This window comes from Bartonella sp. CL436QHHD, from assembly GCF_042195105.1.
Taxonomy (GTDB): domain Bacteria; phylum Pseudomonadota; class Alphaproteobacteria; order Rhizobiales; family Rhizobiaceae; genus Bartonella.
Genome location: NZ_JBHINR010000032.1, coordinates 61,606 through 81,832, shown reverse-complemented (window position 1 = coordinate 81,832; position 20,227 = coordinate 61,606). Strand labels below are relative to the sequence as shown.

The following is a 20,227-nucleotide window of genomic DNA, read 5'->3' as shown; positions in this document are numbered from 1 at the left end:
ATCTATAAAAATATTTGAATGATAAGATTCCTTATTTTACATATTTATTGATAAATGGTATTGACTGCAATGTTTATTAGAGACTTAAGCTTTGGAGATTGACAGCGCCTATGGAATTTGACGTTATACTTGTCATAGCTCTTGTTGTTATGGTTGTTATTTTTGTGCAACTCCGTAATGTATTAGGGAAACGAATTGGGTTTGAAAAGCCACCCTTTGATCCTTATTCACGTCGTTCTAAAAAACAGGTTGAAGCAGAAACGGCTGATAATATTGTTTCGTTCCCTCATCAGAAAAATTCACAAAAAGACGACTTTAGTGAAATTGATAAAATTTCACCGGAGGGGAGTCTTTTGAATAAAAATTTGCGGGAATTGCATAGAATTGATTCTCATTTTTCTCCTCAACTTTTTATAAAAGGTGCGCAAATTGCTTATGAAATGATTGTAACAGCTTTTGCCAAAGGTGATCGCAATCAGCTTAAAAGCTTGCTTTGTCAGGATGTTTTTGAGAGTTTTTGTACGGCTATTGAGCAACGAGAAAAAAATAAAGAAAGAATAGAATTCACTTTTGTTGGAATTAATAAGATCGAATTTATTGCGGCGGCAATACAAGAAAAGGATGAACTTTTAACGATACGTATTGTCAGTGAGATGATTTCTGTTACTTATAATGAACAGGGCGAGCGTATAGACGGTGATCCTGATGCTATTGTAGAAATCAGAGATATTTGGACTTTTGTTCGCAATAGTTTATCGTCAGATCCCAACTGGAAGCTTTTTGCTACAGAAAATGAAAATTAAAATACTTTTTGTTTTTCTTCCATAAGCATTCAATGATTTATGAGAAATTAAAATGTCCTCAAGTAAATGGAGACAAAAAAGAGATTTATTGGCTTCACAAGATCGCCTTTTATGGGAGATGGTGTGTCGTACGATAACACCGCTTCACGGTAAGATGCTCTCTTCTACTTCAGAAATTATTGCAAATATTAATGATAAAAATCAACCTGTAACTCAAATCTCCTCATTGTCTCAGGAAAATCAACAACCCTCGACAATTATTAAAAGAGAAAAGAGGGCAGTTACACAAGCACAAAAGATTCATTTCTTCGATCATGTTGCATATCGTAAAATTTCCCAAGGTCGTTATCCTCTTGAGGCGCGTCTTGATCTTCATGGTTATATGCAGGAAGAAGCTTATTTTTTCTTAAAAAAATTTCTACAATCCTCTCAGCAGAGAGGATTGCGTTATGTCCTTGTGATTACAGGAAAAGGACGATCCGTTGGGAGTGATGGAGCTTTATATAGATTTGTTCCGTATTGGTTATCAACACCAGCTTTTCGATATTATGTCCACGCGTTTGAGCAAGCAGCACGTCAGCATGGCGGAGAAGGTGCGCTTTATGTTTGGTTGCGCCGTTTTATGTCGGGAGAAGGAATGTGATGTCATTATGGTCGTTTCAGGTTTAATATTTATTTATACTTATAATTTATTGTTTTTGTATATTTCGTAAGAGCCTTGAATACAATATTCCCTTCGTTATAATTTTTTATAAAGAATTATAAAGATATTATTTTACATTCTACGTATTGCTTCACGCTTTTGTTTATAGCATTCGTTAACGGGGCACATCCCTCACACAAAACAGAACGACATTGAATTGAATATATCCACAGGCTTGTTTTAAAGAAACATCTTTCAACGCTCTCAAGCTTATTTTGCGACAGTATTCGTGAAGAGTATAATGATAAATCCATGAAGCACCCCCCTATCTTTATGCTTAGTAAAAGAGTAAGCTGGCATCATCATACACTTTACCATCTCCCAATGTTGCAACAACCCTTTAAGTCCTTGGTATTTTAAAGCGTTTATACAGAGGCATGCTTTTCTGTAAGTGTTTTTACTCTCCGCAGTTCTCATCTCGCGCGTGACGCCCAAACGAAAGATTTTGATCGATTCAATATAAGAGGACTTAAAATGAGAGAGATATAGATGGATCTCATTCAGGTTGCAAAGCGATAAATTATTTTTATAAACCACAGCATTACTCTATTAAATACACGAAGAATAAAAACATGAGAAATTGAGAACTGTATTATTCAAAAGACATTGCTATGGATAGTGTTAACAGCAGTACAACTAAATTAAAGAGAATCGTGAAAATAAACAAGAATATAACTTTACAACACATAGCTGCGCAGTAGCATCAAAAGATACAGTTTCGTTGAATAATTTCATGAAGAAATTTTTTCATTCATTAAAAGCTCCATCAAATTTCGTTCTCATAATAATTCGATAATTAAAATTTAATAACGAAGCGCAGAAGACGTAAAATACGAGATTCAATTGAGGATATTACACTCTTATCCGACGTCTTTCAGATATTGGTTGAAATGCTAGCTTAGCATGAAAGGCACAATAGGGGCTACTTTCATCAGAATCTGCACCACAAAAATGAAAATCTGCTGATAATGGATCGCCAACCGGCCATCTACATGTATTTTCACTCAATTGTAGAAGATTAAGTTGACGTGATATAGGCACCACTACATTGGATTTTGTGGACATATCAACTTCTTTTACATCTTCCACTACAAATTCTGTCTTTAAAGCTGTTTCTTCAATACTTACAGATGATGTGTTTACTGGCGATACCGTGGATGTGTTGCGACGCACACGTGGAGATGATGGGCTGCTGCTTCCCACGGGAGTTTTTTGCGCACGCGTGCTTCCTTGAGCTGTCTTACCACGTCCTGGTAACTTTAATCGATGTACTTTGCCGATGACTGCATTTCTGCTGACCCCACCTAATTGAGCAGCAATTTGACTTGCACTTAACCCTTCACTCCAAAGCTTTTTAAGAAGCTCAACGCGTTCACATGTCCAACCCATACCAGCACTCCATTCCGATTACGTCACTAAGATGCTCTCCCCCGTTGCATCTTCAAATGTTTAAATAATGTTTTCATTACGCTGAATGAAAGAACTTTACACTCTAAACGAGCATAAGAAAATCATCCAACCTGTGGACTTACAAATCAAAACACATCATCTTGCTTATTACATTGTAAATTACAATATGCACTCACTCTATGACAAGAGTCTTTACCTCTTGAAGAGTTTATTTAGAATGTTTTCCCCAACTTGCAAATCAATCATAGGTTAAACTTTCACTTTTGTTTAAGGCTTTTCCCCAAAATGCTTATTTGTAGAACCTTCATTGACTTTTTTTCAATTGGTGTAATGATCTATTCTATAGGTGTAATCACTAATCGTAATGAAATGTTGAAAGCACCGTAACGAAATGTACCATGCTATTTTATTTGTAGTGTTGCTTTGTATATATATTGAAAAGGTTAAAATATAAAGGGAATTATGATGGATGCTGTCTCTATACAACCACTTTATGAATGCTTCGCACGACGAAATTTGCATTTTGAACAGGGGCATGGTGTATGGCTTATTTCCGATAAAGGAGAACATTATCTTGATTTCACATCTGGCATTGCTGTTAATGCATTAGGGTATTCACATCCAAAATTGGTTGATACGCTCAAAATACAAGCTGAAAAACTTTGGCATGTTTCTAATATTTTTCAATCTCCTGAACAAGCATCTCTTGCCACGCGGCTTTGTGCAAATAGTTTTGCGGATAAGGTTTTTTTCTGCAATTCAGGTACTGAAGCATTGGAGTGCGCATTCAAAACGGCACGTCATTATTACTATGCTGCTGGTCATTCAGAACGCATTGAAATAATTACTTTTGAAGGGGCATTTCATGGACGTACACTTGCAGCACTTGCTGCGACTGGGCATGAAAAATATCTTGAAGGCTTTGGACCTAAAGCTGGTGGATTTATTCAAGTACCTTTTTGTGATGAAATCGCTTTGTGTAATGCTATTAATAAAAATACCGCCGCTATTCTTATTGAACCTATTCAAGGAGAAGGAGGAATACGAACGGTCCCTCATGAATATTTAAGATTTTTGCGCAAAATATGCGATGATAATGGTCTATTATTGATTTTAGATGAAGTCCAAACGGGTATAGGACGAACAGGAAAGCTTTTTGCTTATGAATGGAGTGATGTCACACCTGATATTCTTACCCTCGCAAAAGGATTAGGAGGGGGATTTCCATTAGGCGCTTGCCTTGCAACGGATAAAGTTGCAAAAAGCATGACACTTGGGACACATGGTTCAACCTTTGGAGGAAATCTTCTTGGAATGGCTGTAGGAAATAGTGTTCTTGATATTTTGTTAGAGCCAAGTTTTCTCAACCATGTTCAGCGCATGGGGGATAAACTAAAAAGTGGACTTTTGCATATTCTCAATATCTATCCTGATATTATCCGCGCAGTTCCGGGGATGGGGCTAATGTTGGGTATTCAATGTGTTGTGTCTTCAAATCTTGTCGTTAATGCTTTAGAAAATGAACATCTCTTAAGTGTTGCTGCCAACAACAATGTTGTGCGCTTATTGCCTCCTCTTATCATTAGGGAAGAAGAAATAGATGAAAGTTTGCATCGTATTGAAAAAGCAATAGCTTATCTTTCGCAAGTAAACAAAGAAAGACAAATATCACACACATGACAAATGCTCTTCGTCATTTCACGGACTTATCCATTTTAACGCCAGCAATAGCACGCGCACTGATCGATTATGCGAAGATCCTTAAAGCATCTTTTAAAGCAGGAAAAGGTTCAAAACCTTTTATAGGTAAAACACTTGCGATGATTTTTGAAAAACCATCCACACGAACCCGTATTTCATTCGATATCAGTATGCGCCAGCTTGGCGGAGATACAATCATGCTCACGGGTTCAGAGATGCAGCTTGGTCACAGTGAAACTATAGCTGATACGGCTCGTGTTTTATCCCGTTTTGTGGATATCGTGATATTACGAACAACAAAACATCAACGTATGCTCGAATTGGCACAATATGCACAAATTCCTGTCATTAATGCCCTTACAGATGATACACATCCTTGCCAAATTCTAGCAGATATATTAACCTATGAGGAGCATCGGGGGCCTATTTCTGGTAAAATATTTGCGTGGATGGGGGATGGTAATAATGTGCTCCATTCCTTAATTGAAGCCGCAGCTCTTTTTGATTTTCATTTGCGTATTGCTACTCCAAAGGGCAGTGAACCACAGGAAAAATTTATCCATTGGGCACGTGAACGAGGAGCGCATCTTACACTAACCCATAATCCCCAAAAAGCAGCTCAAGATGCTGATTGTATTATGACCGACACATGGGTCTCCATGGGACAAGAATTTCGTGCTCGCAGTCGTTCTACTTTTCAGCCTTATCAAGTCAATGAATCTCTCATGAAATTAGCAAAATCTGATGCTCTTTTTATGCATTGTCTTCCTGCTCATCGCGGTGAAGAAGTTGTTGATTCTGTGATTGATGGACCGCACTCCGTTGTTTTCGATGAGGCTGAAAATCGTCTTCATGTTCAAAAAGCAATTCTTTCTTGGTGTTTACAAGATGCGTTTTTCTCTCCACAATAGCCTCCCTACAACAAATTATATAAAAAAGGCAAAGCTATGAGTGAACAAGCTAAAGATGAAGCCTCTCTCAACAACAACTTCTTGCGTGAAGATGATAGTGTTATTCCCTTTCAAGTTGAAGAACTTGATATCCGTGGACGTGCCGTACAACTTGGGGAAACTTTAAATTCTATTCTTAACAGACATCAATACCCTGAACCGGTTTCTTATCTTCTGGCAGAAGCTTTACTTTTAACGGTTCTGCTTGGAACTTCTCTAAAACTTACGGGAAAATTTATTCTACAAACCCATTCCGATGGACCGGTTAATATGTTGGTGTGCGATTTTTCGCCTCCTTCCAGTTTACGTGGATACGCTCGTTTTGATAAAGAACAGCTGAAACAAGCCATAGACAATGGTCAAACCTCTTCAGAAAAGCTTTTAGGAAAAGGCACTTTAGCCTTCACAATTGATCAAGGTCCCCATATGCAACCCTATCAAGGGATAGTTGCATTAGATGGATCAAATTTACAAGAAGCTTCTCGTATTTATTTTGATCAATCAGAACAAATTCCTACCGATATCCGTCTGGCTGTTGCTATATTAATTAATCGTGACCAACAAGGAAAACCGCAGAAAAGCTGGCGAGCTGGAGGTATTTTGATCCAACTTTTACCCCAAGAATCGTCTCATCATAAAATAGATGCCCCTCATCAAAAGCGAGAAGAAACGAAAACTCATACCCAATTGGATAACCAATGGCAGGAATCTAAAATACTCATGGAAACGATTGAAAGTTCAGAATTAACAGATCCCCAAGTCGGTAGTAAACAGCTCTTGTTCCGTCTTTTTCATGAACAAGGTGTTAGAGTTTTTAAGCCTTTTTCTCTTGTCGATCAATGTTCTTGTTCACACGAAAAAATTAAAGGAATCCTAGAAGGTTTTTCTATTGATGAACGCAATAAAATGGTTAAAAATAAATATATTTCAGTCACATGTGAATTTTGCTCAAAAACATATTGTTTTACACCGCAAGAATTTTTAGAAGAAAAAACATAATCAAATATTTTTCATAAAAAATGATGATTGCAACAAAAGCCTATTTTATTTGCGTTATAAAAGTTTACGCATAAGCTCATATGAACTTCTAGAATATTTCTTGTCTTAGAGTTTTTTAATGTATACGAGTGATCTTTCTGTTGAAATCAGTAATCACGTTATAGAGTGCTTAAAAAAGAGTTCTCTGTAAAATATATTTTCTCCTCTCGAAAAAGCTTCTTTTATACTTTTTACATCTCAAAAGTTTATTTCTTACAATGAATTCTTTTATAATGTTCATTGATAGATTGATTATGTATTCATAACTTATCTTCTCTGTTAAATGAGACTTTTTGATTGTAGTCATATTTTCTTACTCGAATTTATCTTATTAAGAGTCAAAAAAGCTCATTAGTTATAATCATAAGAGAAATTATCGATAGAATAAGAATGTATAGACTCAATATGGACTTTATAGAGTCTATTACGAACAGATAGTGTAATGGGAATAAATGTAACAATGACGCTGCGAAGGAACGGGTTTGTTATTTTATAAAAAAGATAAGAATAGTGGTGAAGTCCCCTCATAACAATGTGCATTTTAGATAAAAATGCGAAGACAAAATACTATATGACTTTGAAAATAATAGTTGGTTGCTGTCACTAATCTAACGATGGTTCTATAGCAATATTGTTTTTGTCCAAGTAATCAAAAATAAAGCTCCCAAACAGATATTTCTTTACACATGTTTTTGAATCAACAATGGTAATGCTCTTGTAAAATTTTTCTAAGAAGAATGATGGTCCGTATAAATAAAATAGCATACATAGCATGATAAAACGTTATGTTTTTACAAACCTGCATTATTTTATTTTTCTTCTGTCATAATCGCTTGTTCAATTTTTGGTAGAATTTTTTTTTGATAAATTTGCCACGTTAAGGGACCAACATGTTTGGCAATAATGATGCTCTCTTTATTCAAGAGAAAGGTTTCTGGGGGGCCATATATTCCCCAATCAATGGCTGTATATCCTGAAACATCAAAGCCAATAAATTTAAAAGGATTACCAAAACTGTTTAAAAAACGCAGGGCATTTGTTTTATTATCTTTATAATTAATACCAATCAGATCAAAACGTTTATCTTGTGCAATTTGCATAAGAATAGGATGTTCTTCGCGACAGGGCAGACACCAAGAGCCCCAAAAATTGACCAATGTGACACGTCCTTTAAACTGTTTTGAATTGAGATAACTTTCTTTATCAAGAAGAGGAAGATGAATATTGGGAGCAGGTTTTTCAGCCAATGCGTTTGCGAGAAGAGAAGAATCTTGAAGGTGTTTTTTATCCATAAAGTTGAAAAAAAACACCATGAGAAGAAGAAAAAGAACAAATGGTCCAAAAAAAACAAGCAGAACAGGCAAAGATATATTTTTTTTAAGTTTGGAGGGATGTTTTTCATTATACTTTTCTTTTTGTGACAGCTCTTTTTTGTTTAGTTGTTGGAGAATTTTTTTTTGGTATAGAGCTTTGCAAAGAATATATCCAATAAGACATAAGAGGGATATTGCAGAAAGCACATAGCTTAAAACAACAATTTGCTCGTGTTTAAGGGTGCTAAGGAAAAAATCAATTTTCTGAGATAGATTTCCTAAAAGTCCGCTGTGGATGCCATTTAGGTCGAGCATGATGAAGCGTCCTGTTGTTGTGCACGACGGGATTTTTTAATCTGAAGTATTCGGATATAATGACTATTGATTTCATTTCGCATAGCCATCAAATAAAGCACAATAAACATAAAGATAAAACAAAAGAGCATTGTTATAAGGGGCCATAACATAGCATTGTCGATTGTTGATCCTCCAGCACGTAACAATGATGCTGGTTGATGCAATGTATTCCACCAATTAACGGAAAATTTAATAACAGGGATATTAACAAATCCAACAAGTGTAAGAATTGCAGTAGCACGAGCGGCTTTTACTTGGTTGTCAAAAGCACGCCCAAGCAGGATAATGGAGAGATAGATAAAAAGCAGAATTAAAACTGATGTTAACCGTGCATCCCAGACCCACCATGTTCCCCATGTAGGTCGCCCCCAAAGCGCTCCTGTCATGAGAGCCAAGGCGGTAAAAATTGCCCCAATAGGCGCTCCACATTTAAGTGCCACGTCAGCAAGATGATATTTCCAAATCAGATTTCCTAATGCCGCTGCACTCATCGTTACATAGCAGAATGTAGACAACCACGCAAAGGGAACATGAAGGTACATAATCTTAACAGTAATGCCTTGTTGATAGTCATCAGGAGAATGCATCACCAGCATAAGCCCTAAGATAAGGAAACACAATGTTATGCTGGCCAACCAAGGTAAGACGATACTGCTTATTTTCATGAAAAGGGTGAAACTTGCAGGGAGTGACTTGATTTTATATGTACGAGATAGTTCATTCATAAAATTCATAATAGGCAGAGTTTTGCTATGCGGCAATCATCTTTTATTATTCTGATAAAAGTTTAAGCGTTATTGCAGCAACAAAAGAGCTAAAGAGACTCAAAAGAAGTGAAAAAGCACTGAGAAGAGCTAGGGAAGTGAGAAAAGAGGTATTTGGGTTTATTGGGGCTGTAGCAGCCGAAACACCAAAAATCATAATTGGAATGATCCACGGCAAGATAATGATAAAAATAAGCAAAGTACTGTGCAACAATGAGGTTGCGAGTGCAGCGCCTATAGCACCAATAAAAATAATAGCTGGTGTTCCGCATAAAAGGGTGAGTATTGTTGTAAAAGTTATTGTTACATCTAAATGGAGCATGAGGGCTAAAATAGGTGTGGCAAAAATAAGAGGAAGCATCGTTCCTACCCAATGGGCAAAACATTTGGTAAAGACAATTAGAGTAAAACTTTGTCTTTGTCCTGAAAGGATAAATTGGTCGAGATTACCATCATCGCGATCGATTTGGAAAAGTTTGTTCAGATTGAGAAGCCCTGCAAGAAGGGCTCCAAACCACAATATACCTGGTCCTATTTGTGCAAGAATTTTGGGGTCTGGCCCAATGGCAAAGGGGGTTATGACAACAACAGCGATAAAAAACAATAATCCTGTTAGTGAAGAGGCTTGTAGCACTAATAATAGTTTAAGATCACGCCAGAACAGTGCTTTCATTTTATTCTCTCCTAGAGAGGTAAAAATTTTTCCAGAGCGATTTTATGGTTTTCTGGAATGCCTATGGAATTATGAGTTGCAGCGATAATCATACCACCTTGATTGAGATGACGCTGGAAAATACGAGCAAGGAGTTTTTGAGCATGGTTATCAAGCCCAGATATTGGTTCATCTAAAATCCAAAGAGGACGATAGGAGAGCAAAAGGCGAGCAATAGCTACGCGTCTTTGTTGTCCAGTTGACAGAGCGTTAAAGGGTAAATGTTCAAGGTTAGAAAGACCAATATCGGCAAGAGCTTCATGCGCAAAACGTAAATGTTGACCGTAAAAATCTGCCCAAAATTGCAAATTATCAATGACAGATAAAAGAGGTTTCATAGCATTTTGAGGACCAAGATAATGACAGGCAGTTGCAACAGGGTATATTTGATCATGGTCTTTAAGTATTATATGACCTTCAGCAGCTTCAAGAAGACCGACAATGATTCGGAGTAATGTAGACTTTCCGATACCATTAGGACCGGTGATTGTCATAAGTTGCTGTGAAAATAAACAAAAAGAAAGACCTTTAAACAGAATTTCTTCGTTTCTGTAAGCGGCTAAATCTTTGCCTGATAACACCATGTGATTGCCTATTTTGTTTTTATTTTCATATTCTTTATTGTATTATAGAATAAAAAACACATTTTTTATGCAATTGTACCTAGAATAGTTCTAGAAATAGTTCTATAAAGGATACCTTACATCAATATCTGGTGTAAAATGGTTTCTGGCGCTGATTTCCGCATTTGCCTATGAGAGGGTGGAGGGGAAATGGATAGCGGAGGTAATTGCGTCTGCGCTCAAGCTGCGACCTTGACTCGTAGTTTGTGTTGTTCATTCCTGGAAATTGGGTGGTTATAGTATTGAGGGTGGACAGTCATGACTCAAATTGATAGCTTTAATTGTCGCAGAGTATTAAATGTTGGTGGCAAAGAATATATTTATTATAGTTTGATCGAAGCGGAGAAGAACGGACTTGAAGGTGTTTCTCGTTTACCGTTTTCGATGAAAGTTATTCTCGAAAATTTATTGCGATTTGAAGATGGTCGCACAGTTAAAAAAGAGGATATCCTCAATGTTGCTAAGTGGTTAAACGACAAAGGGAGTGCCGGGGCAGAAATTGCTTACCGTCCTGCGCGTGTTCTTATGCAGGATTTTACAGGTGTTCCAGCAGTTGTTGATCTTTCTGCAATGCGTGATGCTATGGTTAAACTTGGTGGTAACGCTGAAAAAATCAATCCTCTCATTCCCGTTGATCTCATCATTGATCACTCAGTTATTGTTGATGCTTTTGGCACTTCCATGGCTTTTAAGGAAAACGTCGAGCATGAATATGAACGCAATGGTGAACGCTATCGTTTCCTTAAATGGGGGCAGCAAGCCTTTCAAAATTTTCGTGTTGTTCCTCCAGGAACAGGGATTTGTCATCAGGTTAACCTAGAATATTTAGCACAATGTGTATGGATGAAGAATGAAGAGGGGTGTGAGACGATTTATCCTGACACCTGTGTGGGAACTGATTCGCATACGACTATGGTAAATGGTTTAGGGGTTTTAGGTTGGGGTGTTGGTGGTATTGAAGCAGAAGCAGCAATGTTAGGCCAACCTGTTTCTATGTTGTTACCTGAAGTGATTGGTTTTCGTCTAACAGGTAAACTTAAGGAAGGTGTAACAGCCACCGATCTCGTATTGACGGTGACTCAAATGCTACGTCGGAAGGGTGTTGTCGGTAAATTTGTTGAGTTTTTTGGTCCTGGTTTGGAGCATATGACACTTGCTGATCGGGCAACGATTGGAAATATGGCACCTGAATATGGAGCAACGTGTGGTTTTTTCCCAATTGATAAGGAGACAGTGCGTTATCTCAATATGACAGGGCGTGATGAAAATCGGATTGCCTTAGTGGAGGCTTACACCAAAGCACAAGGGATGTGGCATGAGGAAATGGTAGCTCATCCCATTTTTAGTGATACAATTGAATTAGATATGGGAACTGTTGTCTCTTCTATGGCTGGTCCTAAACGTCCTGAAGGACGTATTGCATTGGAAAACGTTGGGCAGGGTTTTGAGAAGGCATTGGTCGAAGACTATAAGAAGACTTCTGGACAAGATAAAGATAAGCGTTATCAGGTCGAGGGTGAAGAATATACGCTTGGTCACGGTGATGTGGTGATCGCTGCGATTACGTCGTGTACGAATACATCGAATCCAAGTGTTCTTATTGCAGCGGGTCTTTTGGCACGAAATGCTGTGGCAAAGGGGCTCAAGAGTAAACCATGGGTAAAAACTTCTCTTGCACCTGGTTCACAAGTCGTTGAAGCTTACCTTCAAAATTCGGGTCTGCAAAAAGATTTAGATGCACTGGGATTTAACTTAGTAGGATTTGGGTGCACAACATGTATTGGGAATTCTGGTCCTTTGCATCCAGCTATTTCCAAAACGATTAATGACAATGGTATAATTGCATCTGCGGTTCTTTCAGGAAATCGTAATTTTGAAGGGCGTGTTTCCCCTGATGTGCAAGCGAATTATTTAGCTTCACCACCGTTAGTTGTTGCACATGCGCTCATCGGGACGGTGTGTAAGGATTTAACCAAGGAGCCTCTTGGTGAAGATTCAAATGGCCAACCCATTTATTTGAGAGATATTTGGCCAACTTCTCAAGAAATACAGGAGTTTATCGAAAAAAATGTCACGCGTAAGGTTTTTGCCGAAAAGTATGCAGATGTTTTTAAGGGAGATGAAAATTGGCAAAAAGTTCAGATTCCTACGGGTTCTACCTATTCTTGGGATGAGCGATCCACCTATGTACGCAATCCACCTTATTTCGATGATATGCAGAAAACGCCTGATATCTTACCAGATATTAGAGATGCACGGATTTTAGGTTTATTTGGTGATAAAATCACGACGGATCATATTTCTCCTGCTGGTTCTATTAAAGCAGCTTCTCCTGCCGGAAAATATTTAATGGATCATGGTGTTAAAGTAGCTGATTTTAACCAGTATGGAACGCGTCGTGGGAATCATGAAGTTATGGTGCGTGGGACCTTTGCCAATATTCGCATTCGTAATTTTATGTTAGGGGAAAATGGTCGAGAAGGAGGTTATACGGTTCATTATCCGTCAGCGGTAGAACAAACCATTTACGATGCAGCAATGGCGTATAAACAAGAAGGTATTCCGCTCGTTGTTTTTGCAGGTGTTGAATATGGTAATGGATCATCACGCGATTGGGCTGCCAAGGGGACCAATCTTCTTGGTGTCAAAGCGGTGATTGTGCAATCTTTTGAAAGGATACATCGCTCTAATCTTGTTGGTATGGGCATTGTCCCTTTTGTCTTTGAGGAGGGGCTAAGTTGGAAATCTTTAGGCTTAAAGGGAGATGAAAAGGTGACAATTGAAGGGATTCATAACTTGAAACCTCGTCAAAAGACTGTAGCGAAAATTACTTTTTCTGATGGTACGGTAAAAACCGTTCCATTATTATGCCGTGTTGATACTGAAGATGAGCTAGATTATTTGCATCATGGTGGAATTTTGCAATATGTCTTGCGTAAGTTAGCTGTTTAGATTCTTTTGTTTGTTAAGGAATATCTATTATTAGGCTATAAAGTTGCGGATCAAAGAGTTTGGCTTCGTTTTTTTATGACTATCTTTGAAAATCTAATTGACGTTAGCTTTGGGATTGCGTTATAAACCACACGAGTTATAGGCAGCTTTATAGTTTTGCTTGGGTTGGATTTATTTATATTGGTAGAGTTGTTATTGAGACTCATTTTACCAAGGTGTTGAAAGAGAGATTATATTTATGGCGAATACACCTTCTGCTCGAAAAGCGGTGCGCAAGGTTGCGGCGCGCACACAGGTTAATAAGGCCCGCCGTTCACGCGTTCGTACTTTTATACGTAAGTTTGATGATGCTTTGGCGGGTGGCGATAAGGCATCTGCGGAGATTGCATTTAAGAATTTTGAGCCTGAAATTATGCGTGCAGTTTCTAAAGGGGTTTTTCATAAAAATGCTGCTGCGAGGAAAGTATCGCGTTTAGCTAAACGGTTGAAGGCTCTCAGCGTTTAAACTTTTTCTCCTTTAATTGAGAAAAAAGCCAGTATCCATGAGGATGCTGGCTTTTTGTTTATTATTTCAAAAAGTTTCTATTGAAATAAGAATCGATAATGATTCTCCACTTGAAAAAGGAGAGAAAGTTTATAGAGGGGGGTATGGTTATCCACAAGCTTTGTGGATTTTTACAGAGTCTTTTTTGTCAAGCATTTTATTTTTTTTTTTAAATCTGAAGAGATTCTTTAATTATTGGTAAATTTAGAGAAAAAAAATGAATTGAATCAATATTTTTTTCAGTCCTCATTAATATAAGCATTTTTTTTGGGTTTTTTGATTTTATTTTGACCTCTTGCATTTTACCTCTGCTGTTTTGTATGGTTCTTATGAAGACTAAAAAGCATGAAGGGGTCACATCAGCGTATTATTCTGTACTTTGTTGAATACAAGATGTTTTGATTTAGGCTTTTCTAAACTTTTGTGTTGGAGAGGTTTTCTGACGGTTTTTTAGTTTTCTTAATGGATATGTTTACCATTTTAGAAGGGTGGGTCATATCATGAGTGCAAGTAAATCTTATTGGTCATCTTTGTTAGTGGGGTTGTGATGAGGCTATCCTAGGGGAGGGTGAGTAATCTTATTTGGGGTAGGGCGTTTTGCCTTCGCTAGATTTATTTTAGCTGTTTGGCAGGACAAAATTTTATTTTTATCAGGATGGAAGATGGTGGATAAATTGAACTCTAAAGCTAGTTCCTTTAAAAGGGTTTCGGTAAATATCCTGTCGGCAGAGAACATAATAAAGAATAGGATGACGGAGAGTGATAAGAATGTTTGTAGAAGTGCTCCTATAGGGCATTCTATTGTTTCAGAGGAGGAAAGTGCAGCGGCTTTTATACGTGTTATGGCGCAATTAAAGGTACAGGTTGGTGTTGAGGCTTATACCAGTTGGTTTGGGCGCGTGAAGCTTGCTGAATATAGTCATACTCTTGTAAAGCTTTCTGTTCCTACTGCTTTTTTACGTTCATGGATTAATAATCACTATGGTTCTCTTTTGACTCATTTATGGAAACAAGAGAATTCAGCAATTCTTCGTGTTGAAGTTATTGTTCGTGGTATGGAACGCGTTTCAAGAGATGTCGTTTGTAAAAGAAGTGTTCCTTCTGTTGTACTAGAGGAGCAGGCGACTTCATCTTTTGTTGAAAGTTGCGCAGAGCATTCAGTTAAGAGTTCTCAAACGGGAGTTTTTGGATCTCCACTTGATTCTCGTTATACTTTTGAAAGTTTTGTTGAGGGGGCTTCTAATCGTGTTGCTTTAGCCGCTGCGCGTTCTATTGCGGAGGGGCATAAAAGTGCTTTACGTTTTAATCCTCTTTTTATTCACGCATCTGTTGGCTTAGGAAAAACACATTTGCTTCAAGCGATTGCTGCTTCTGCATTGAAGCGTTTAACGTCTGCGCGCGTTATTTATTTAACTGCTGAATATTTTATGTGGCGTTTTGCAACAGCTATTCGTGATAATGATGCTCTTTCTTTTAAAGAACAGCTTCGTGATATCGACCTTTTAATTATTGATGATATGCAGTTTTTACAGGGTAAGTCGATACAACATGAGTTTTGCCATTTGCTTAATATGTTGCTTGATAGTGCAAAACAGGTTGTTGTCGCTGCAGATCGTCCACCAGCAGAATTAGAATCGCTTGATCTTCGCGTTCGCTCTCGTCTTCAGGGAGGGGTGGCCCTTGAAATTGAAGCACCAGATTATGAAATGCGTTTGCAAATGTTGCGCCAGCGGTTGAAGGTGGCACAACAAGATGATGGCATGGTATCAATTTCTGATGATATCTTGGAATATATTGCGAAAACGGTTTTAGGGTCGGGGCGTGATATTGAAGGTGCATTTAATCAGCTCTTGTTTCGTCAATCTTTTGAGTCTGATTTATCTTTAGAGCGGATTGATGAGTTATTAGGTCACTTGACACGTCCTGGTGAACCTAAGCGTATTCGGATTGAAGAAATTCAGCGTACGGTAGCACGCCATTATAATGTTTCTAAACAGGACTTGTTATCTAATCGTCGAACACGTACGGTTGTGAAGCCACGGCAAGTTGCAATGTATTTAGCAAAAGTATTAACTCCTCGCTCGTTACCAGAAATTGGGCGCCGTTTTGGTGGGCGTGATCATACAACAGTTTTACACGCTGTGCGTAAAATTGAAGATTTGGTTTGTGGTGATCAGACCTTGGCTAAGGAACTTGAATTGCTTAAGCGGTTGATTGGAGAACAGGCTGTATAGTGTTTATCGTTTCTTTCCTTGGAGAGACTTTAAAGAATTTAATGAAAAGATTTATTTTTTCTTATGCAGGAGTGACTTGCCATTTTAAGAGAGGTTTAATAAACTCTAGCAGGCGATTCTTAAAGAGGGTCTATTCTTTAAGTCTAAAGAATTCTTATAGTTTTTAGTAAATCATACGGGGCTTTTATGCGTATTACAGTTGATCGCAGTCAATTTCTCAAGTCTCTTGGTCGGGTTCACCGTGTGGTAGAGCGCCGTAATACTGTTCCTATTTTATCGAATGTGTTGATTGATGCAGAAAATGGCCGTGTACAGTTAAAAGCAACAGACCTTGATTTAGAGGTTATGGAATCTTTTGCAGTTAATGTTAAACAAGCTGGAGCAACAACTGTTCCAGCACATTTGCTTTATGATATCATTCGAAAACTTCCTGATAGCAATGAAGTTGTATTATCCGTCGATGAGAATCAAGCAGGTACAATGTCCGTGGTTTCGGGTTGTGCACATTTTCAGCTTCAATGTCTTCCGAAGTCAGACTTTCCAGAGTCGCTTCCTGGGCAGTTTGGTTATCGTTTTTCTTTATCGGCATCAGGCTTAAAACATTTACTTGATTGTACACAATTTGCTATTTCTACTGAAGAAACCCGTTATTATCTTAATGGTATTTATTTCCATATTATTAATGATGATGTTTTGAAATTGCGTTTGGTTGCAACTGATGGTCATCGTTTGGCACAAGTTGAGATGGAAGCTCCTTCGGGAGTTGAGGGAATGCCTAGTGTTATTGTTCCCCGTAAAGCTGTAGGAGAATTGCAAAAACTTCTTTCAGAAGAAAATGATAGTGATGTGTGTATAGAGCTTTCAGAGACAAAAATTCGTTTTTCTATAGGCTCTGTGATTTTTACATCAAAATTAATTGATGGAACATTTCCGGATTATCAACGTGTTATCCCTCTTGGAAATGATAAAGAATTAATTGTTAATAGGCAGGACTTTTCTTCTGCCGTTGATCGTGTTTCAACGATTTCAAGTGATCGGGGGCGTGCAGTTAAATTAACGATTGAGCATGGACAGTTAAGGCTTGTTGTTAATAGCCCAGATTCGGGCAGTGCAGAAGATCAATTATCAGTAACTTATGCATCTGAACCGCTTGAGATAGGGTTTAATTCACGTTATCTTTTGGATATTGCTGGGCAGCTTTCAAGCGATGAGATGGTTTTTATGTTGGCTGAGGCTGGAGCACCCGCTCTGATTCGTGATAATGATGATGTGGATGTGCTCTATGTACTGATGCCTATTCGCGTTTAGGGGCGGTTGTTTTGCAATGTATGGCCAGTCATGTGCACAAAGTGGCAGTGAGGCAGCTGAAGCTTTTACGTTATCGCAATTATTCTTTTTTCAATATTCATTTTTCTGGTCAGCATGTGGTTTTTACTGGCCATAATGGTGCTGGTAAGACGAATCTTTTAGAGGCGTTATCTTTTCTTTCTCCTGGCCGTGGTTTGCGGCGCGCTGTTTATTCTGACGTTAGCTTTGTAGATGGTGGTGGAGGATTTGTTGTATTTGCGCGTCTTGAATGCGCTCTTTATGGTGAAGTAAAGATTGGTACAGCTTTCGAGGTTAGTGATAACAGTCGAAAGGTCCATATTAATGGTGTGAATGAGTCGAGTGATTGCCTAACAGATTATTGTCATATTAGTGTCCTAACACCGTCTATGGATGGTCTTTTTACAGGTCCTTCACTTGAGCGCCGTAGTTTTTTGGATCGTATGGTTTTGGCGATTGATCCCTTGCATAGGCGCCGCATAGCCGATTATGATAGAGCTATGCGCGCACGTAATCGTTTGTTTTTAGATGGAAATGAAGATTGTGCTTGGTTTGATGCTTTAGAAAAGCAGATGGCAGAACTGGCGACAGCTATTTCTGCGGCGCGTGTTGATGTTATTCGTCTTTTAAATGACATGTTTACGCAAATGCCATCACAGATACCTTTTCCACGAGCTTTTTTGCAAATTGATGGTTTTTTGGAAACAGCTCTTAGTGAAATATCAGCAACTGAAGTTGAAGAACAATTTTGTGATCGATTACGGCATAATCGCGCAATGGATCGTGCTGCTGGTCGGACGTTAGAAGGACCACATCGTGCAGATTTGCAGGTTTTTTATGCTGATAAAAATAGAGCAGCAACATCTTGTTCAACAGGTGAACAAAAAGCGCTGCTGACAGGTTTAGTTTTGTGTCATGCACGTCTAACAGGTATGATATCGGAAAGATCTCCCATTCTTCTTCTTGATGAAATGGCTGCTCATCTTGATTCGCATCGACGTGCTGCTCTATTTGATATTCTTGATGATTTAGCTGTACAAACATTTATGACAGGAACAGATCGTCTTTTATTCGATGACTTAAAAGGACGCGCAGAATTCTTTGAGATTAAGGATGGAGCTTTATTGCCATAAAAACATGCTAAATATTTTTTTAATAAGTGATAGGTCTGAAAGAAAAGGCTTGCTATGTCAGAGATAATAACAATTTTAAATGGTCCTAATTTAAATTTTCTAGGTCAACGTGAGCCAGAAATTTATGGAACTGAAACTCTAGAAGATATTGAAAAAAGATGCAGAGAATGGGCAAAAAAAAATGATATTATAATAAATTTTTATCAAAGTAACTGTGAAGGGCAATTAGTAGCATGGATACAAGAAGCAATAGAGGCAAGTTCTGGATTGATCATTAATCCAGCGGCTTACAGTCATACATCTGTTGCACTTCTTGATGCCCTAAAAATGTTTTCAGGGCCGAAAGTAGAAGTTCATTTATCTCATATTTATCAGCGTGAAGCTTTTCGTCACCATTCTTATACATCTGCAGGTGTAGACGCTGTCATAACTGGGTGTGGAGGTGATGGATATTGGTTTGCACTTGAGTATATTGCAAAACAATTAAGCAAAACAATTAAATTGTGATAGATAAAGAGTAGGCGTTTAATAAGAGTAATATAGGCATTGAATTCTCTTGATAATTATTTTCAAATCTGTACAATGTGAGGTATATATTTATGACAATTTTTAGTGCGTATGACGGGGGTAAATAAAGGTGAAAAGCTTTGTTAGACAATTAGAAATGCTTGTGATTTTAGGGGGAGCACTGCTTTTGTCTGGTTGTAAAATTGATGTTATACAGCCATCAGGTTATGTTGCACGTCAACAGCTCATTTTGATCGTTGTTTGTGTGGTGGTGATGCTTTGTATTGTCATCCCAGTTATGGTGAGTGTGGTATTTTTAGCTATAAAATATCGTGCATCGAATATGAAAGCGGACTATTCTCCTGATTGGGCGCATTCAAATAAAATTGAAGCATTGATGTGGGGTATTCCAGTTGTAATTGTAATGGTTTTAGGTTCATTAACAGCTTATTATACCTATAAGCTTGAACCTACAAATCCTCTTCCAGTGGAAGTTGTGGGTGAAGGAAAGCCATTACAGATTGATGCTGTTGCTCTTGATTGGAAATGGCTTTTTATTTATCCTGAATATGGTGTTGCATCGATTAATGAGATTTATGCGCCTGAAGGACGTCAAGTTTTATTGCAATTAACGTCAGAGAATTCTGTCAATGCTTTTTGGGTTCCCAAATTGGGTACAGTTCTTTACGCTATGCCGCAGATGAATGCTAAGTTGCATTTGGTCGCTGAAGAGCAAGGAGTATTCAAAGGAGCCTCAGCAAATTACAGTGGTGATGGTTTTTCGAGTATGCGGTTTAAGTGGCATTCTGTGTCTTTGCAGGATTTTGAGGATTGGATTGTAAAAGCTCGGGCTAATGGTCGAGTACTTGATCGTGCATCTTATCGTCAACTTTCTATTGCGCCTCGTATGGGTGATATTGCTGCGAAGGAAAAAGATGCTGAAGTTCGTTATTTTGCACCTGTTGAGAAGCGGCTTTACTATCGTGTTGTTAATCGATGTGTCGATGAAAAGACGGTATGTAATGAAGATTTAATGAAACGTGCTGCTGCTCAGACGCTGTGGGGTGCACTATGTTCAGTATTTGATCCTGATGTTATTTAACAGAGTCAATAAAGTAAAGAGCCCTTTTAACAAAGGTTTCTTTTAAACTTGAATT

General features: G+C 38.0%; 17 protein-coding genes. 12 read left to right on the top strand and 5 right to left on the bottom strand.

Annotated features, from left to right (window positions below; genetic code table 11):
- Positions 1-110 precede the first annotated feature (110 nt).
- The gene (locus ACFIKN_RS04245) at positions 111-803 is read left to right on the top strand and encodes a Tim44/TimA family putative adaptor protein (protein ID WP_273790262.1); all 693 of its coding nucleotides are present in this window, start codon (positions 111-113) and stop codon (positions 801-803) included.
- Between the two features lie 52 nt (positions 804-855).
- A complete protein-coding gene (locus tag ACFIKN_RS04240) occupies positions 856-1,446 on the top strand; it encodes a Smr/MutS family protein (RefSeq protein ID WP_375657964.1) in 591 nt (196 codons plus the stop codon).
- 912 nt (positions 1,447-2,358) lie between these two features.
- Here ACFIKN_RS04240 and ACFIKN_RS04235 read toward each other — a convergent pair.
- On the bottom strand, positions 2,359-2,895 hold the full coding sequence (locus ACFIKN_RS04235) for a GcrA family cell cycle regulator (protein ID WP_375642988.1): 537 nt from the start codon (positions 2,893-2,895) through the stop codon (positions 2,359-2,361).
- A gap of 486 nt (positions 2,896-3,381) precedes the next feature.
- Here ACFIKN_RS04235 and ACFIKN_RS04230 point away from each other — a divergent pair, with 486 nt between their 5' ends.
- From ACFIKN_RS04230 to ACFIKN_RS04220, 3 genes are read left to right on the top strand one after another with little or no spacing between them, the layout of a single operon-like run.
- The gene (locus ACFIKN_RS04230) at positions 3,382-4,596 is read left to right on the top strand and encodes an aspartate aminotransferase family protein (protein ID WP_273790265.1); all 1,215 of its coding nucleotides are present in this window, start codon (positions 3,382-3,384) and stop codon (positions 4,594-4,596) included.
- Positions 4,593-5,528 carry an ornithine carbamoyltransferase gene (argF, locus tag ACFIKN_RS04225; RefSeq protein ID WP_375630517.1) on the top strand — a complete coding sequence of 312 codons (936 nt, stop codon included), beginning with the start codon at positions 4,593-4,595 and terminating at the stop codon, positions 5,526-5,528. Before ACFIKN_RS04230 ends, argF begins: the two co-directional genes overlap by 4 nt.
- A 36-nt stretch (positions 5,529-5,564) precedes the next feature.
- Positions 5,565-6,566 carry an Hsp33 family molecular chaperone gene (locus ACFIKN_RS04220; protein ID WP_375657963.1) on the top strand — a complete coding sequence of 334 codons (1,002 nt, stop codon included), beginning with the start codon at positions 5,565-5,567 and terminating at the stop codon, positions 6,564-6,566.
- 848 nt (positions 6,567-7,414) lie between these two features.
- Here the strand turns inward: ACFIKN_RS04220 and ACFIKN_RS04215 are convergent.
- The 4 genes from ACFIKN_RS04215 to ccmA all read right to left on the bottom strand — a co-directional run bounded on the left by ACFIKN_RS04215 (position 7,415) and on the right by ccmA (position 10,335).
- Entirely contained in the window at positions 7,415-8,029 is a 615-nt protein-coding gene (locus ACFIKN_RS04215) for a DsbE family thiol:disulfide interchange protein (RefSeq protein WP_375637349.1), read from the bottom strand.
- A 191-nt stretch (positions 8,030-8,220) separates the two neighbouring features.
- Positions 8,221-9,000, bottom strand: a complete 780-nt coding sequence (locus tag ACFIKN_RS04210) for a heme ABC transporter permease (protein ID WP_375657962.1) — start codon at positions 8,998-9,000, stop codon at positions 8,221-8,223.
- A gap of 46 nt (positions 9,001-9,046) precedes the next feature.
- Positions 9,047-9,712: a heme exporter protein CcmB gene (gene ccmB / locus ACFIKN_RS04205; protein ID WP_375630511.1), complete on the bottom strand. Its 666-nt coding sequence runs from the start codon at positions 9,710-9,712 to the stop codon at positions 9,047-9,049.
- An 11-nt stretch (positions 9,713-9,723) separates the two neighbouring features.
- On the bottom strand, positions 9,724-10,335 hold the full coding sequence (ccmA, locus tag ACFIKN_RS04200) for a heme ABC exporter ATP-binding protein CcmA (RefSeq protein ID WP_273790270.1): 612 nt from the start codon (positions 10,333-10,335) through the stop codon (positions 9,724-9,726).
- Between the two features lie 297 nt (positions 10,336-10,632).
- Here ccmA and acnA point away from each other — a divergent pair, with 297 nt between their 5' ends.
- From acnA to cyoA, 7 genes are all read left to right on the top strand, one after another.
- The gene (acnA, locus tag ACFIKN_RS04195; RefSeq protein WP_375657961.1) at positions 10,633-13,326 is read left to right on the top strand and encodes an aconitate hydratase AcnA; all 2,694 of its coding nucleotides are present in this window, start codon (positions 10,633-10,635) and stop codon (positions 13,324-13,326) included.
- Positions 13,327-13,564: 238 nt separating this feature from the next.
- Positions 13,565-13,831: a 30S ribosomal protein S20 gene (rpsT, locus tag ACFIKN_RS04190; RefSeq protein ID WP_273790272.1), complete on the top strand. Its 267-nt coding sequence runs from the start codon at positions 13,565-13,567 to the stop codon at positions 13,829-13,831.
- A gap of 701 nt (positions 13,832-14,532) precedes the next feature.
- Complete coding sequence (gene dnaA, locus ACFIKN_RS04185) at positions 14,533-16,104, top strand: chromosomal replication initiator protein DnaA (protein ID WP_375637197.1); 1,572 nt, start codon at positions 14,533-14,535, stop codon at positions 16,102-16,104.
- Between the two features lie 186 nt (positions 16,105-16,290).
- Complete coding sequence (dnaN, locus tag ACFIKN_RS04180) at positions 16,291-17,412, top strand: DNA polymerase III subunit beta (RefSeq protein ID WP_375642983.1); 1,122 nt, start codon at positions 16,291-16,293, stop codon at positions 17,410-17,412.
- A 20-nt stretch (positions 17,413-17,432) separates the two neighbouring features.
- Positions 17,433-18,563: a DNA replication/repair protein RecF gene (gene recF / locus ACFIKN_RS04175; RefSeq protein ID WP_273790275.1), complete on the top strand. Its 1,131-nt coding sequence runs from the start codon at positions 17,433-17,435 to the stop codon at positions 18,561-18,563.
- A 54-nt stretch (positions 18,564-18,617) separates the two neighbouring features.
- Complete coding sequence (gene aroQ / locus ACFIKN_RS04170; RefSeq protein WP_375630506.1) at positions 18,618-19,070, top strand: type II 3-dehydroquinate dehydratase; 453 nt, start codon at positions 18,618-18,620, stop codon at positions 19,068-19,070.
- A 130-nt stretch (positions 19,071-19,200) separates the two neighbouring features.
- Positions 19,201-20,172: a ubiquinol oxidase subunit II gene (gene cyoA, locus ACFIKN_RS04165; RefSeq protein WP_273790277.1), complete on the top strand. Its 972-nt coding sequence runs from the start codon at positions 19,201-19,203 to the stop codon at positions 20,170-20,172.
- Positions 20,173-20,227 lie beyond the last annotated feature (55 nt).

What these genes read in the sequence shown, in the direction of transcription:
- acnA (WP_375657961.1), top strand. Translation starts at nt 10,633, where the DNA reads ATGACTCAAATTGATAGCTTTAATTGTCGCAGAGTATTAAATGTTGGT.
- rpsT (WP_273790272.1), top strand. Translation starts at nt 13,565, where the DNA reads ATGGCGAATACACCTTCTGCTCGAAAAGCGGTGCGCAAGGTTGCGGCG.
- aroQ (WP_375630506.1), top strand. Translation starts at nt 18,618, where the DNA reads ATGTCAGAGATAATAACAATTTTAAATGGTCCTAATTTAAATTTTCTA.
- ccmB (WP_375630511.1), bottom strand. Translation starts at nt 9,712, where the DNA reads ATGAAAGCACTGTTCTGGCGTGATCTTAAACTATTATTAGTGCTACAA.
- recF (WP_273790275.1), top strand. Translation starts at nt 17,433, where the DNA reads ATGGCCAGTCATGTGCACAAAGTGGCAGTGAGGCAGCTGAAGCTTTTA.
- ACFIKN_RS04230 (WP_273790265.1), top strand. Translation starts at nt 3,382, where the DNA reads ATGGATGCTGTCTCTATACAACCACTTTATGAATGCTTCGCACGACGA.
- ACFIKN_RS04235 (WP_375642988.1), bottom strand. Translation starts at nt 2,895, where the DNA reads ATGGGTTGGACATGTGAACGCGTTGAGCTTCTTAAAAAGCTTTGGAGT.
- dnaA (WP_375637197.1), top strand. Translation starts at nt 14,533, where the DNA reads ATGGTGGATAAATTGAACTCTAAAGCTAGTTCCTTTAAAAGGGTTTCG.
- ACFIKN_RS04240 (WP_375657964.1), top strand. Translation starts at nt 856, where the DNA reads ATGTCCTCAAGTAAATGGAGACAAAAAAGAGATTTATTGGCTTCACAA.
- ccmA (WP_273790270.1), bottom strand. Translation starts at nt 10,335, where the DNA reads ATGGTGTTATCAGGCAAAGATTTAGCCGCTTACAGAAACGAAGAAATT.
- ACFIKN_RS04245 (WP_273790262.1), top strand. Translation starts at nt 111, where the DNA reads ATGGAATTTGACGTTATACTTGTCATAGCTCTTGTTGTTATGGTTGTT.
- argF (WP_375630517.1), top strand. Translation starts at nt 4,593, where the DNA reads ATGACAAATGCTCTTCGTCATTTCACGGACTTATCCATTTTAACGCCA.
- dnaN (WP_375642983.1), top strand. Translation starts at nt 16,291, where the DNA reads ATGCGTATTACAGTTGATCGCAGTCAATTTCTCAAGTCTCTTGGTCGG.
- ACFIKN_RS04210 (WP_375657962.1), bottom strand. Translation starts at nt 9,000, where the DNA reads ATGAATGAACTATCTCGTACATATAAAATCAAGTCACTCCCTGCAAGT.
- ACFIKN_RS04220 (WP_375657963.1), top strand. Translation starts at nt 5,565, where the DNA reads ATGAGTGAACAAGCTAAAGATGAAGCCTCTCTCAACAACAACTTCTTG.